A 14,764-nucleotide genomic window follows, 5' to 3' on the forward strand; every position below is an offset into this window, starting at 1 on the left:
TCATGGAACATTATATTAGTCTGCTAGTTAAATCGATTTTCATCGAAAACATGGCGCTTTCTTTCTTCCTAGGTATGTGTACATTCCTAGCGGTATCTAAGAAAGTTAAAACTTCTTTTGGTCTTGGTGTTGCGGTAGTTGTAGTACTTACAATCGCTGTTCCTGTGAACAACCTTGTTTACACAAACATTCTGAAAGAAAACGCGCTTGTTGAAGGTGTCGATTTAAGTTTCCTTAACTTCATCGCATTCATCGGTGTTATCGCGGCACTTGTACAAATCCTAGAGATGGTTCTAGACCGCTTCTTCCCACCTTTGTACAACGCACTAGGTATCTTCCTTCCACTGATCACAGTTAACTGTGCAATCTTTGGTGGTGTATCTTTCATGGTAACTCGTGACTACAACTTTGCTGAATCTGTTGTTTACGGCTTCGGTTCTGGTGTGGGTTGGATGTTAGCTATCGTTGCTCTTGCGGGTATCCGTGAGAAGATGAAGTACTCTGACGTACCTCCAGGTCTACGTGGCCTTGGTATCACGTTCATTACTGTTGGTCTGATGGCGTTAGGCTTTATGTCTTTCTCTGGTGTTCAACTGTAGGGTAAGCACCCAGTAATAAGGAATAACAAATGCAAAGCATTATTCTTGGCGTAGCGATGTTTACCATTATTGTATTGGCTCTAGTGCTAGTGATTCTATTCGCTAAATCTAAGCTAGTACCATCAGGTGACATCACTATTTCAGTAAACGGCGACCCTGAAAAGGCGATCGTTACTCAACCTGGTAGCAAGCTACTTGGTGCCCTAGCTGGCGCTGGTATCTTCGTATCTTCTGCTTGTGGTGGCGGTGGCTCTTGTGGTCAGTGTCGTGTAAAAGTTAAGTCTGGCGGTGGCGACATCCTACCAACTGAACTTGATCACATCACTAAAGGCGAAGCTCGCGAGGGCGAACGTCTTGCATGTCAAGTTGCTATGAAAACTGACATGGAGATTGAACTAGACGAAGATATCTTTGGTGTTAAAAAGTGGGAATGTACTGTTATCTCGAATAACAACGAAGCTACTTTCATCAAAGAACTTGCGCTAGCAATCCCTGAAGGTGAAGAAGTTCCGTTCCGCGCGGGTGGTTACATTCAGATTGAAGCTGAACCACATCACGTGAAATACGCAGATTACGATATTCCTGAGGAATACCGTGGTGACTGGGATAAGTTCAACCTATTCCGTTACGAGTCTATCGTTAAAGAACATTCAATCCGTGCTTACTCAATGGCTTCATACCCAGAAGAGAAAGGCATCATCAAGTTGAACGTTCGTATCGCGACTCCGCCGCCAAACAACCCTGATGTTGCTCCTGGTGTGATGTCTTCATACATCTGGTCTCTTAAAGAAGGCGACAAGTGTACTATTTCTGGTCCATTTGGTGAGTTCTTTGCTAAAGACACAGACAATGAAATGGTATTCATCGGTGGTGGTGCAGGTATGGCGCCTATGCGTTCTCATATCTTCGACCAACTTAAGCGTCTTAAGTCTACTCGTAAGATGTCTTACTGGTATGGCGCACGTTCTAAGCGTGAGATGTTCTACATTGAAGATTTCGATGGCCTAGCGGCTGCAAACGAAAACTTCGTATGGCACTGTGCACTGTCTGATCCTCAACCAGAGGACAACTGGGACGGTTACACTGGTTTCATCCACAACGTACTGTACGAAAACTACCTGAAGGATCACGAAGCTCCTGAAGATTGTGAGTACTACATGTGTGGTCCACCGATGATGAACGCTGCTGTTATCGGTATGCTGAAAGATCTTGGTGTAGAAGATGAAAACATCCTACTAGATGACTTCGGTGGTTAATCCACTTAAGTGATTGATATTATGGCTGACTCCTACGAGTCAGCCATTTGTTTTTCTAAGACAGTTTTTGACAACATACTGGCTTATATAAGAAAGAGTAAGGCATTCAAAATACCTATTTTTTACTCTTATTTTTCCTTATATAAATCCTCAACATTAGACAGGAGTAAGCAAGTGAGAATTTGGCTTGTTGCATTAACTTCTTTGATTTTTCTTGCGGGCTGTGAGCAGTCAAGAGAGCAAGTGCATTTGAGTGGCCCAACGATGGGCACGAGTTACAATATTAAATACATCAATGGTGATGAATTTCCTGAGTCTAATGAAGTTCATACAGAGATCGATCGCCTGCTTGAAGAAGTAAACGACCAGATGTCGACTTACCGTAAAGATTCCGAATTAAGCCGTTTCAACCAGCATAAAGGTGCAGATGCGTTCGAAGTATCTGAGCAAACAGCGACGGTTGTGAAAGAAGCGATTCGTTTGAACGGTCTTACTGAAGGAGCACTGGATGTAACGGTTGGTCCGTTAGTTAACTTGTGGGGCTTTGGTCCTGAAGCGCGTCCCGAAGTTGTGCCATCAGATGAAGAGCTGGCGGCTCGCAAGGCTAAGATTGGTATCCATCACCTTAGCGTTGAAGGCAACATGTTGAAGAAAGACCTACCTAACCTGTATGTCGATCTATCCACGATTGCAAAAGGTTGGGGCGTTGACGTCGTCGCTGACTACCTTGATTCTATTGGTATTCACAACTACATGGTTGAAGTCGGTGGCGAAATTCGTCTGAAAGGTTTAAACCGTGAGAACGTGGGCTGGCGTATCGCGATTGAGAAACCAAGCGTTGACGAGCGTAATATCCAAGAGATCATCGAGCCGGGTGATATGGCTATCGCAACCTCTGGTGATTACCGTAACTATTTTGAACGTGATGGTGTTCGTTACTCACACATCATCAACCCTGAAACAGGAAAGCCTCTTCACCATAAAGTGGTTTCTGTAACTGTTTTAAACCCGTCTTCAATGACTGCAGACGGCTTATCTACAGGCCTTATGGTCTTAGGTGAAGAGAAAGGAATGGAAGTCGCAAACCAACATAACATCCCTGTGTTCATGGTGGTAAAAACAGCAGATGGCTTTAAAGAAGTTGCTTCTGAAGCATTTAAGCCATACTTAGGTAAATAAGGTAAGCGAGATAATTATGAATACATTTCTGATTACATTTGGTGTTTTTCTAGCTGTGATTACAGCAATGTCTATTGGCTACATCATTCAAAAGAAAGTAGTTAAAGGTAGCTGTGGTGGCTTAGGTGCAGTTGGTATTGATAAAGTATGTAACTGCCCAGAACCTTGTGATGCGCGTAAAAAGCGTGAAGCCCGTGAAGCTTACCGCGAAGAGAAACTGGCCGAGCGTCAGCAAAAAGAAGCTGCTTGGAATAAAGATCGTATTGCTTAATCAGCGATATTGATTGGGAGCGAATTAAGCTTTCCAAGAACAGAAGCCCAAGGTATGTGCCTTGGGCTTTTTTTGTTTTTCGCTAATTGGATTCATGCTTAGAAAGGTTCAGCTACTCGTTAACTAACTGAAGATTATTGCGAGCGCACACTAGCTGGTTTCGACCTTGTTCTTTAGCGGTATAAAGCAGTTCGTCGGCGGCTTTAATCTGTTCATCTAAAGAGCCCACTTGATCGGTTACCCCAATGCTCATGGTCACTTTAATGATTTGTGAATCATGCTCCACTTGGTGACTTTCAATTGCGTCTCTCATGGATTCCAACGCTTCCACAAACTGTTCAAATGGGCCGCATGATTGAATGCAAAACTCTTCTCCGCCAAACCTAACGGGCAAGTCGTCTTTAAAGTGTTGTTTGATAATTTTTCCAACTTCAATCAACACCGCATCACCACCATCGTGACCATAGGTGTCGTTCACTTTTTTAAAGAAGTCGATATCCATCATTGCAATATTGCGTTCTTCACAACCCTTGCACGTCTGGTTAAATAGATAACGACGGTTCCACAGGCCAGTAAGTGCATCCTCGTTTGCATGGCGAAACAGTTCGCTCGTCGCTTCTTTCATATCGAGGAGTTGATGAATTCGGCAGAAGAATTCTTCTTGATTAAAGGGCTTATAGAGGAAGTCATTGGCGCCAGCTTTAAGGAAACGAGCGGTCATGGTGCGGTCATCACTGCCTGATAAGCCAAGGATAGCGAGTTGGTTACGGTCGTGGTGCACTCGAATGTCACGAGTCATCGAAATACCGTCTTTATTTGGCATATCGTGGTCAGTGACCACAACGGTGATATCAGGATCGTTTTGCAGCAGTGCGAGCGCTTGCTCTCCATCTTCTGCCTGAACGGTTTGAATATATTGGTGTTCAAGAAGTTGAACGACATATCGGCGAACCACAGCAGAATCATCAACAACCAGAGCTTTATGGTGTCGATTATTCGAGATTCGTTTTACAAGCGGTAGCAAGTAACTGACCGATGACATGCTGTCTTTGAGGATGTAATCCAACACACCTTTAGCCAGAACTTGTTCTCGTAGGGTGTTGTTGAACATGCCGGTAAGCACGATGATTTTTTGTTGATAGCCGAGCACTAAATCAATGATCTCACCATCTTGGCCGTCAGGTAGGCAGTAGTCGAGCACGGCGCACAAGAAATCCGTCTCTTGCTCTAAGATAGCTTTGGCTTCAGCCACAGATTCTGCGAGCGCAACTTCATAACCATCGTTTTTAAATTGCTGGTAAAGGTAGTTTCTGAATGCGCGACTGTCCTCTACTACTAGTATTTTTTCACTCAAAAGCTATCCCTACTTATAGACTAAATACTCCTAACAATACTATCAGAAGAGTAGGTGGCGATTGAAGCTAAACCTGTTGAGCTGGACTCTAGATCATTTTAAAACCAACAATTATCCATTATACTGTTCATAGATACAGTTGTAAGGTTGAGTTACTGGTTGATGTGTAGTGCGGACCAAGAGAAAGTGAGAAAAATAATCCATGTCGATATGGACTGTTTTTACGCGGCTGTAGAAATGCGAGATAACCCGGCCTACCGTAACCGACCGTTAGCCGTCGGCGGGCATGAAAAGCAGCGTGGTGTGCTCAGCACATGCAATTACGAAGCGCGTAAGTTTGGTGTTCGTTCGGCCATGCCGACAGCTAAAGCGCTACAACTCTGCCCTAACTTGTTAGTGGTGCCGGGAAGAATGTCGGTTTATGTCGAGATATCTAAAAAGATCCGTGAGATTTTCTCTCGGTATACTGCCGTGATAGAGCCGTTGTCGTTGGATGAAGCATTTCTTGATGTGACGGACTCAAAGCAGTGTCATGGCTCTGCAACACTTATCGCTGAATCTATTCGTCGTGATATCTGGAATGAACTCAATCTAACAGCGTCTGCCGGTATTGCTCCGATAAAGTTCTTGGCGAAAGTGGCTTCGGATATGAATAAGCCTAACGGGCAATTCGTTATCCCTCCACAAGACGTGCAAGCGGTGATCGATGAACTACCACTTGAAAAGATCCCTGGCGTCGGCAAGGTGAGTATTGAAAAGCTTCACCAAGCGGGCTTTTTCACCTGCAAGGATATAAAAGAGTCTGACTATCGCGATCTACTACTTAAATTTGGTCGTCAGGGCGCCTCACTGTGGAAGCGCAGTCATGGTATCGATGAGCGAGAAGTCATTGTCGAGCGTGAGCGAAAGTCTGTTGGGGTTGAAAGAACCTTTACCCAAAACATATCGACTTACGCTGAGTGTTGGCAGGTTATAGAAGACAAACTGTTTCCTGAACTTGAAACTCGATTGGAAAAGGCTAGCCCAAGTAAAGCGATCATCAAGCAGGGTATCAAACTCAAATTCGCTGATTTCCAGCAAACCACTATTGAGCACATTCATGCTTCTCTAGATCGCGAGCACTTCAAAGAGCTGTTAAGTGAAATACTCAAAAGGCAGCAAGGGCGAGAGATACGCTTACTGGGTTTGAGTGTGATGTTGCAGCCTAAAGACCAAATGCGTCAGCTGAGCTTTTTCTAAAGACAGAGGTTGGCGAGTGCTTTTCATTAAGACCGACTAAGCTTCACAGCCTAGTCGGTTTTTATCGTTTTGAGTTATCTTGGAAGCTGTTTTACGCGCGCTAAGGTGTCGGCGAAAGGTTGTTGCTCTAGCTTTCCGTAGCCAGCCATTTTGCTGGCTTTAAGCTTGGTTGAAAGTGGGGTGGCGATTCCACAGAGAAAACGGGTAATCGCTTCATCGGTAATCAGTTGTTGGCTTGCAGAAATAAATTCATGAGTCCATGTCATTACTGTCTCATCATCGACTGATTCAACATCAACGCTTGGCAAGGTTGCCACTTGGCCGCGACATACTGAGCAGTGACCGCAGGCTTTTGGCGCTTCGTTATCTGCAAAGTAGCTTGCTAGGCGTGAGCTTAGGCAGGTGTCAGCCTCAAAGAAGTTCAGCATTTGATTAAGACGATTTATCTCACTGTTCTCTTTTGCTTTAAACAACTCGGTGAGTCGCTCAGACAACTGCATCATCTCTTCAGAAGTATTATGGATCGCGTAAACGTCGGTGATCTGTTTACTTTCCAACTCAATCCAGCCCTGCTCATTAAAGTAATCGATAGCGGCAATCACGCGTTGACGGTCAGCTTGGAAGTGAGTCCAAAGTGCTTCGAAGTCGACCTGACACCAAACTCTCGCTTGCGGTGAACATTGGAAGATCGCTTCAACAAAGTTACGACGTTCGCCTTGGAATTGCTCGCAGATCTGCTGCTTAGGACGAATGAACTTAAATTTGTAATCCGCAAAGTAGCTGTACTTCGGCTCAATCACGCCTTCAATTTCGAGGTAAACCAGCAGTGTTTTAAGCGGCAGTTGACGAATGTTAGATTCACGCGAAAGTTGGTTAAGCATGATTTCCCATTGATTAGCGCCAGATGGCCCAATGTTTTGGTTTTCGTAGATCTCTTTTAATACTGCTTGGATGGATATGTTGTCCGGTGTATCGCCAAACACGAAGTTCTCAAGTGTGCTCAAGCCGTGTTTGTTAGCCAGTAAAATACACTCAGAAGCTTGCCCATCACGGCCAGCTCTTCCTATCTCTTGGGAGTAGTTCTCTATCGATTTTGGTAAGTCGAAATGAATCACTCGGCGGATATTCGATTTGTCTACGCCCATACCAAATGCAATCGTCGCCACAATACAGTGTACGTCATCATTCATGAATTGCTGTTGAATTGCATCTCTGTTTTCTGGTTTAAGACCTGCGTGATAAGCCACAGCATTAACCCCGGCATTACGGAGTTGTTGAGCAACCATCTCTGCCGTTTGCTGCAGAGTAACATAGACAATGGTGGGTGCTCGCGCCGCTTGGTTGACCACATTACACAAGCTTTCTAACTTGTTAGCTTGTTCGCATGGCTGAATAGATAGGTCGAGGTTTTTACGGTAGAAGCCTGTCACCACAACACGATCTTCATCGATATCGAACTTAGACTTCATATCTTGAATAACGGATGTTGTGGCTGTCGCTGTGAGCAGCAGTACCTGAGGAATGTTAAGCTGCTTTTGATATTGAGGCAGCTTGAGGTAGTCTGGTCTGAAGTTGTGGCCCCATTCAGAAATACAGTGTGCTTCATCGACCACAAGTAACGAGATAGGCACTTGGGAAATAAACTGGCGAAAGCGTTCGTTCTTCAGTCGTTCGACTGAGATCATCAGGATCTTTGTGTCTCCGTTGCGTACGGATTGCATCACTTGCTGGGTGGTTTGTCTGTCTTGGCTCGATTCGATTGCAGCCGCGCTGATGCCTTTGCTGTGTAGGAAAGCGAGTTGATCTTTCATCAAGGCGAGCAGTGGCGATATCACTAAGGTTAAATGGGGTAACTTTAGAGCGGGTAGCTGATAACAGAGTGATTTTCCTGAACCTGTCGGGAATATCGCCGCTGTCGAGTGACCAGATAGAACATTATCAATGACTTGCTTCTGTCCGTTTCTCAGTGAATCGAATCCGAATACTTGTTTTAGCTTCTGCTCAATCATTTGTGTTCTACCTGAATTAATAAGTGTTGTCTTGATGCTAAAGCGAGCGCTGATTGACGATAGCGTCGCTTGAGGTATCAAATCTCTTGCACCTGATTGTACCTAATTCTATTCTGTAGCTCCTATAGAAAAGCACCCCAATAGTATGAATAAGTCTGAGCTCCGCCAAATAATCTTAGAGCAACTTGAATCTCGATTACGTATCGCGCAGTCCGCTACACAGCGTGCCATTGATGCTGCGACTGATGAAGAGACAGTTCCTGAACACAAGTACGATACGTTGGCGTTAGAAGCCTCGTACCTTGCTCACGGACAAGCGGTGAGAGTGCAAGAGTGCGAAGAGGATATCCAGTGCTACCTAAACCTAGTTTTGCGTGATAGTGAAAAGGTGACGGTGAGTAGCTACGTTGTGGTGATTGACGAGCATGACCAATATAAGCATTTTTTCATGGGGCCGAGAGTCGGTGGGCTGTCTGTTACCTGGAACGGTAATGAGGTCTCTATTTTGACTTCGAATGCGCCGTTTGGTCGGGCGCTTATGGGGAAAGAAGTCGGCGACGAGGTTGAGTTTAGCGTCGCTGATAAACCGTTTTGTTACGAAGTGGTTTCTATTGATTGAGGTCCGAGCGAATTGATATAAAACCTTGCCCTGACAAAGAAGCATAAACTCGGGGTATAGTAATCTGGCAGATTGATGAGAGGATGTTATGAAAAGCAATGTATTTATGAAAAACAGTGTATTAATTGCATCGTTAACAGCGGCGATCTCTGTTGTGAGCCTGCCAACATTTGCGGCTCAATGTCGAGTTGATTTGAAGAATGAGTTGCGAATCGATGACCAAAAAGTCGAAATTCATCAGGTAAATGGTGATACCGCCGTGTTCGATGATAATAATAATCTCTATATTCATGGCGAGAAAGTTGAGCTTGATGCTGACCAACAAGCGGCGATTGAAAAATATCGTGAGAGTATGAGTGAGTACATACCACGAGCTAAGCAGATGGCGAGCGAAAGTCTCGCATTAGCCAATGATGTGATTGACGATATTGCTGTCAGCTTGGACTCCCCAGAGTCGTTTGATAACGTAAAAGAGTCTATGAAAACGTTTTTCGCAGACCTAGAAGCCCGTTACTACAAAGATGGCGAGCTGGTTTTGCCTGCAGACAGCTTTGAGTCGATGGCCAATGGTTGGTCTGAAGACTTCGAAAAAGCTAAAGAGATCTTTAACCAAGAGTTTATTTCTAGTGCTTTTAATGCCATGTCAGAAAAGATGAAGCAAGAAGGCGGACTCAACCTGACGGAATTGACAGACAGCATGGCTGAACTCAAGCTGAAAGTTGAAGAGCGAATGAAGCAGCACGCTAAGCAGGTGGAAGAAGAAAGCGCAGAGTTCTGTGACTCTCTTGATGAGATGGCAGAACAAGAGCAAGAGCTGCATGAAATCATTCCAAACTTAAAAGATTATCAAGTATTCACGATTTAATTCGAGTCTAATGATGAATAGCAAGAGCACCAGTTGGTGCTCTTTTTGTTTATAGCATTTGCCCAACGGATCAGTATCTGATTTGATGATGGTGTAGACTGATAATCCTTATATATCTGCTTGTGAAAAATTATCTAACTGGAATTTTGTTAATTTTGTGGTTCTAAATAGCGCATTGATTGTAAAAATTAGAGAATTGTTCATTTATTGGTTGTGTCTATCATTGCTTTTTATTACTGTACTTCTCAACTAGTTCACTGATTCTTTGTGCGAGCAATATGGAACAACAATCTTCTTCTTCAAGAGAGCTGTTTAGTTCTCGTTTAGGCTTTATTTTAGCTGCGGCTGGTGCTGCTGTTGGCTTGGGTAACATTTGGGGTTTTCCAACTCAGGTAGCGAGTAATGGCGGTGGTGCCTTTCTACTTGTTTACCTAATCATGATTTTCGTGGTTGCGTTCCCTATGCTGGTGGTTGAAATGGCGATTGGTCGTCATGGTCAAGCCAACCCAGTTGATAGTATGCGTTCACTAACGGCTAGCCCGCTAGGCAAAAAAGTCGGTGAATTTGTTGGTTGGATTGGATTAAGTGTCCCAAGTGCCGTACTGGCGTTTTACAGCATTGTTGGTGGTTGGTTAATCTGCTTCCTAATTGGTGCTGTCGCTGATCTTATTGGTCTAGAGGCTGCTGCTGATTGGTTTAAAGGCTTCAGCGTTGAGCGTAATGTATTTGGTACTGTAGCGTTCTACGTACTGACCATTCTTATTGTTCAGGGCGGTGTTAAACAAGGTATCGAGAAGTGGTCGACGCGTTTAATGCCAGCACTGTTTGTTTTGTTCGGTTTATTGTTCGTGTACATCATGACTCAAGCTGGCGCAATAGAAGGCTTGAAGCATTACCTAGTTCCTGATTTTGAAAAGGTGTGGGATAGAAAGCTGATTCTAGCGGCGATGGGACAAGGCTTCTTCTCGCTAACGATTGGTGGCTGTTCAATGTTGGTTTATGGATCTTACTTAAGTAAGAAAGAGAACCTGCCAAAAATGGCGATGAACGTGACGCTGGTTGATACCGCAGTGGCTTTTATTGCCGGTTTAGTGGTAATGCCTGCAATGTTTGTTGCGATGCAAAAAGGCGTTCAAATCTATGCAGAAGATGGCTCGCTGTTAAGCTCTGACACGCTAGTATTCACGGTTCTACCTTTGATGTTTGATAGCTTAGGTGTGCTTGGTCAGATATTCGCAATTGTTTTCTTCTTGTTGCTAACCATTGCCGCGCTGACTTCTTCTATCTCAATGTTAGAAGGCCCGGTAGCGTTAGTGAGCGAGCGTTTTAATACTAGACGCACGCCAACAAGTTGGGTGATTGGTGGTGCAATCGCACTGTTCAGTGTGGTAATTGTTTACAACTTTGCTGCGATGTTTGGCATGGTGGCGATGATAGCGACACAGTACCTACAGCCAATTGCTGCATTGATGTTCTGCCTGTTTGGTGGATGGGTGTGGAGCCGAGCGTCAAAAGTAAAAGAGCTTGAACAAGGCTGCCCTGATTTTCAACTTGGCTGGTTTGGTAAGGTTTGGCCGATGTATGTGAAGTTCGTGTGCCCAATCTTAGTGGCAACGGTAATCTGGGCTTCTTTCGGCTAATTAGCCATTATTGTTCACTTGTCTATCGTCTAGACATCTGAATTTAACAAAGCCGCTCTCATTGAGCGGCTTTGTTGTTTTTGTGTAGAACAAGTTTGCTTTACTCGATAGAAAAAAGGCGCTGAACCGTTAGTTCAGCGCCTTTTCAATCTTGGTTTAAGCAATCAAGGTTACTTGATTTCCATACCTTGTGCTTGCAAGTCTGCATGGTAAGAAGAACGTACAAACGGACCACATGCTGCGTGAGTGAAGCCTAGCTCTAGAGCAATCTCTTTCAGCTCGTCGAACTCTGAAGGCGGCACGTAGCGTTCTACTGGTAAATGGTGACGGCTTGGCGCTAGGTATTGACCAAGAGTCAGCATAGTTACGCCGTGCTCACGAAGGTCTTTCAATACTTGAATGATCTCTTCTTTAGTTTCACCAAGACCCATCATAACGCCAGATTTTGTTGGGATGTCTGGGTGCTGCTCTTTAAACTTCTTCAGTAGATCAAGAGACCATTTGTAGTTCGCACCTGGGCGCGCTTTACGGTATAGGCGTGGCGCTGTCTCAAGGTTGTGGTTGAAAACATCTGGTGGATTGTCTTTCAGTAGCTCAAGTGCAACGTCCATACGACCGCGGAAGTCTGGAACCAGCGTTTCGATGCGAATATTTGGGTTGAGCTCGCGGATCTCACGGTTACAGTCTGCAAAGTGTTGAGCACCACCGTCACGCAAGTCATCACGGTCAACTGAAGTTATTACTACATACTTCAGTTTCATGTCTTGAATTGTTTTCGCCAGTTTCTTCGGCTCTTCTGCTTCAGGAGCAACAGGACGACCATGGGCAACATCACAGAACGGGCAGCGACGAGTACAGATAGCGCCAAGAATCATAAACGTTGCCGTACCGTGGTTGAAACACTCGGCTAGGTTAGGGCAAGACGCTTCTTCACAAACTGAGTGCAGGTTGTTTTTGCGCATTGCTGATTTGATTTCTTGGATACGATGGCTGTCAGAAGGAAGTTTAATCTTCATCCATTCTGGCTTACGTAGTACTTCTTTCTGTTCAGCAGGCATATTCTTTACGGGAATTAATGCCATTTTGTCAGCGTCACGATATTTAACGCCTTTTTCCATTTGGATTGGTTTGCTCATGATTTTATGCTTCTGCTGTAATGTTATTGGTGGCTTGAATGTCTACTTGGTCATAGCCGAGCAGCTCTACGAGCTCTTGTATTAACTGTTGCTCAACGTTCTCTAATTCACTTGGTCCGCCAAGTTGGCTTACCTGTGCCATTTCCATACCTTGGTAACCGCATGGGTTAATGCGTAGGAATGGGGACAAGTCCATATCGACGTTCAGTGCTAGCCCGTGGAATGAGCAGCCACGTCGAATACGTAGTCCGAGTGAACAGATTTTCTTGCCATCGACATAAACACCAGGAGCGTCAGGTCGGGCAGCTGAATCTATATTGTAAGCTTTCAGAGTGTTGATTACGAGGTTCTCGATATGAGTAACCAAATCGCGCACTCCAAACTTCTTGCGGCGGATGTTAATCAGAAAGTAAGCTACTAACTGACCTGGGCCGTGGTAAGTCACTTGGCCACCGCGATCGCTTTGTATCACAGGGATATCGCCAGCATTTAATACATGCTCAGCTTTGCCTGCTTGTCCTTGAGTGAAGACAGGGTTGTGTTCAACCAACCATACTTGGTCTACGTCTTCTTCTGTGCGTTCGTCTGTGAACTTATGCATGGCTTTCCATACAGGTTCGTAATCCTGACGGCCTAATTTTTTTACGATTAGCTTGTTTTGCAAAGCGGCACTCCCTCAAGGATTAATAAAGTGAACGCATTATAAACGCGAAACATGATTCTAACTACAGATGGACTGCAAGGTTTTTCAACTTTCTTTGTATTTATTTAAAATTAAGTTGAATGAATTTGACCGCAATAGGGTGCTATAAACAAAAACAGCGGCATTAAGCCGCTGTTTTTCATGCGTAATCGAGGATTACAGAACCATACGAACGATTTCGATCTCGCCTAGTTCTTTGTATAGCGTTTCCACCTGCTCAATTGAAGTCGCAGTGATGTTGATAGAAACAGAGTGGTAGTTACCCTTTGCACTTGGTTTTAGTGTTGGGCTGTAGTCACCAGGAGCATGACGCTGGATCACTTCTAGCACTAGTTCAGTCAGTTCTGGCTTAGCATGGCCCATTACTTTGTAAGTGAATGAACAAGGGAACTCTAAGAGGTCTTTTAGTTTTGCATCAGAATTGATGTTCATGATTAGCTCCAAAAGGCTAGACTCTCGCAAATTGGCGGAAGTCGATAAAAAGCGTGTTCGGTCAGTAGACTCGAGTAATAAGGCGGAATATTACGTGTAAATATCACTGAACTCAAGATCAACAAAAGCCGCACATGGCGGCTTTTGTTTCGCTAAAGAGTAAATAATGAACTTACTCATTAGGTTAGCTTTCTAGCAAGTTTAGATTTTGTTTAGAACAAAACCTTGGAATTACTTAGAACAAGCCTTTGAATAGCAGTACTAGGTAATCCCATAGGCGGCTAAATAGGCTGCCTTGCTCTACGTCTTCAAGTGCTAGTAGTGGGTATTCCGCAACGTCTTCACCATCAACTTGGTAGAAAAGTTTACCAACAACATCACCTTTGCTGATTGGCGCTTCTAGCTCTTTCTCAAGTACAAAGCTTGCTTTAAGGTCTTTAGCTTGGCCGCGAGGCAGAGTTACGAAAGTATCTTCGTCGACACCTAGAGCAACTGTGTCTTTACTACCCATCCAGATTTTCTCTTCTACGAAAGTTTCACCAGCAGTATGTGGTGCCACTGTTTCGAAGAAGCGGAAGCCGTAGCTAAGCAGCTTTTTGCTTTCTGTTTTACGAGCGTTTGCATTCTTAGTACCCATCACAACCGCAACTAGGCGCATTTTGCCTTCGGTTGCTGAGCTTACTAGGCTGTAACCTGCATTGCTTGTGTGGCCTGTTTTAATACCATCAACGTTCATGCTCTTATCCCACAACAAACCATTACGGTTGTACTGGGTGATGCCGTTGTAAGTGAATTTTTTCTGTGAGTAGATACGGTACTCATCAGGAACGTCACGAATTAGCGCCTGACCAAGCAGTGCCATATCGTAAGGCGTTGAGTATAGGTTCGGGTTGTCTAGACCGTGCACGTTAGCAAAGTGCGTGTCTTTCATGCCGATCGAGCTTGCCCATGCGTTCATAAGGTCAACGAATGCGTCTTCTGATCCAGCAATGTGCTCAGCCATTGCAACACAAGCATCGTTACCTGATTGAATGATGATACCGCGGTTCAGTTCTTCAACTTTAACCGTTGTGCCAACTTCAACGAACATTTTAGATGAGTCTGGGAAGTTTTTAGCCCAAGCATTTTCACTGATTACAACATCGTCGTTTAGGTTGATGTTACCACGCTCAAGTTCTTGACCGATTACGTAGCTCGTCATCATCTTGGTTAAACTTGCTGGAGAAAGTTGAGTATTCATCTCTTTCTCTGCTAGTACTTTGCCTGAATGGTAATCCATCAGAACAAAACCTTTAGCGGCGATTTGTGGTGCATCAGGAACAACAATTGGAGCAGCGAATGACGATGTAGCTATTGTTGCTGAAAGCGCAACAGAAGTAGCAAAAATCGTTTTAACAAGTTTATTAGATTTAATCATTTTGAATGCAATTATTTGGTTAACTATTCATATCTTACCAGAATC

14 protein-coding genes are annotated in these 14,764 nt (G+C 44.3%); 8 read left to right on the plus strand and 6 right to left on the minus strand.

The window, feature by feature from the left end; genetic code table 11:
• Nucleotides 1-2: 2 nt before the first annotated feature.
• The 4 genes from nqrE (at nucleotide 3) to nqrM (ending at nucleotide 3,305) form a co-directional block, all read left to right on the plus strand.
• Nucleotides 3-599, plus strand: coding sequence for an NADH:ubiquinone reductase (Na(+)-transporting) subunit E (nqrE, locus tag F0251_RS10395; RefSeq protein WP_004737621.1), 597 nt, complete (start codon nucleotides 3-5; stop codon nucleotides 597-599).
• 29 nt (nucleotides 600-628) lie between these two features.
• Nucleotides 629-1,855, plus strand: a complete 1,227-nt coding sequence (gene nqrF / locus F0251_RS10400; protein WP_008223085.1) for an NADH:ubiquinone reductase (Na(+)-transporting) subunit F — start codon at nucleotides 629-631, stop codon at nucleotides 1,853-1,855.
• A 174-nt stretch (nucleotides 1,856-2,029) separates the two neighbouring features.
• Entirely contained in the window at nucleotides 2,030-3,034 is a 1,005-nt protein-coding gene (locus F0251_RS10405) for an FAD:protein FMN transferase (protein ID WP_105059125.1), read from the plus strand.
• 16 nt (nucleotides 3,035-3,050) lie between these two features.
• On the plus strand, nucleotides 3,051-3,305 hold the full coding sequence (gene nqrM, locus F0251_RS10410; RefSeq protein WP_004737624.1) for a (Na+)-NQR maturation NqrM: 255 nt from the start codon (nucleotides 3,051-3,053) through the stop codon (nucleotides 3,303-3,305).
• A 112-nt stretch (nucleotides 3,306-3,417) separates the two neighbouring features.
• Here the strand turns inward: nqrM and F0251_RS10415 are convergent, their stop codons facing one another.
• Nucleotides 3,418-4,659 carry a diguanylate cyclase gene (locus F0251_RS10415; RefSeq protein ID WP_061033229.1) on the minus strand — a complete coding sequence of 414 codons (1,242 nt, stop codon included), beginning with the start codon at nucleotides 4,657-4,659 and terminating at the stop codon, nucleotides 3,418-3,420.
• A 162-nt stretch (nucleotides 4,660-4,821) separates the two neighbouring features.
• Here F0251_RS10415 and dinB point away from each other — a divergent pair, with 162 nt between their 5' ends.
• On the plus strand, nucleotides 4,822-5,898 hold the full coding sequence (gene dinB / locus F0251_RS10420; protein WP_061033228.1) for a DNA polymerase IV: 1,077 nt from the start codon (nucleotides 4,822-4,824) through the stop codon (nucleotides 5,896-5,898).
• A gap of 74 nt (nucleotides 5,899-5,972) precedes the next feature.
• Here dinB and F0251_RS10425 read toward each other — a convergent pair whose 3' ends face one another.
• Nucleotides 5,973-7,907 (minus strand): ATP-dependent DNA helicase RecQ, encoded by a 1,935-nt coding sequence (locus tag F0251_RS10425; protein ID WP_171730929.1) that lies wholly within the window; start codon nucleotides 7,905-7,907, stop codon nucleotides 5,973-5,975.
• Between the two features lie 145 nt (nucleotides 7,908-8,052).
• On the opposite strand from F0251_RS10425, the gene F0251_RS10430 reads away from it, so the two are divergent.
• The 3 genes from F0251_RS10430 to F0251_RS10440 all read left to right on the plus strand — a co-directional run bounded on the left by F0251_RS10430 (nucleotide 8,053) and on the right by F0251_RS10440 (nucleotide 11,031).
• Nucleotides 8,053-8,526: a GreA/GreB family elongation factor gene (locus F0251_RS10430; protein WP_102425977.1), complete on the plus strand. Its 474-nt coding sequence runs from the start codon at nucleotides 8,053-8,055 to the stop codon at nucleotides 8,524-8,526.
• Between the two features lie 88 nt (nucleotides 8,527-8,614).
• Nucleotides 8,615-9,391: a YggN family protein gene (locus F0251_RS10435; protein ID WP_061033225.1), complete on the plus strand. Its 777-nt coding sequence runs from the start codon at nucleotides 8,615-8,617 to the stop codon at nucleotides 9,389-9,391.
• Between the two features lie 278 nt (nucleotides 9,392-9,669).
• Nucleotides 9,670-11,031, plus strand: a complete 1,362-nt coding sequence (locus tag F0251_RS10440; RefSeq protein ID WP_116870152.1) for a sodium-dependent transporter — start codon at nucleotides 9,670-9,672, stop codon at nucleotides 11,029-11,031.
• Nucleotides 11,032-11,201: 170 nt separating this feature from the next.
• Here F0251_RS10440 and lipA read toward each other — a convergent pair whose 3' ends face one another.
• From lipA to F0251_RS10460, 4 genes are all read right to left on the minus strand, one after another.
• On the minus strand, nucleotides 11,202-12,167 hold the full coding sequence (gene lipA, locus F0251_RS10445) for a lipoyl synthase (RefSeq protein WP_017068511.1): 966 nt from the start codon (nucleotides 12,165-12,167) through the stop codon (nucleotides 11,202-11,204).
• Between the two features lie 4 nt (nucleotides 12,168-12,171).
• Entirely contained in the window at nucleotides 12,172-12,831 is a 660-nt protein-coding gene (lipB, locus tag F0251_RS10450) for a lipoyl(octanoyl) transferase LipB (protein WP_171730930.1), read from the minus strand.
• A 195-nt stretch (nucleotides 12,832-13,026) separates the two neighbouring features.
• The gene (gene ybeD, locus F0251_RS10455) at nucleotides 13,027-13,305 is read right to left on the minus strand and encodes a DUF493 family protein YbeD (RefSeq protein ID WP_026084358.1); all 279 of its coding nucleotides are present in this window, start codon (nucleotides 13,303-13,305) and stop codon (nucleotides 13,027-13,029) included.
• Between the two features lie 232 nt (nucleotides 13,306-13,537).
• On the minus strand, nucleotides 13,538-14,719 hold the full coding sequence (locus F0251_RS10460; RefSeq protein ID WP_081090352.1) for a serine hydrolase: 1,182 nt from the start codon (nucleotides 14,717-14,719) through the stop codon (nucleotides 13,538-13,540).
• Nucleotides 14,720-14,764 lie beyond the last annotated feature (45 nt).

It is taken from the genome of Vibrio sp. 070316B, from assembly GCF_013114115.1.
In the GTDB taxonomy this organism is placed as follows: domain Bacteria; phylum Pseudomonadota; class Gammaproteobacteria; order Enterobacterales; family Vibrionaceae; genus Vibrio; species Vibrio chagasii_B.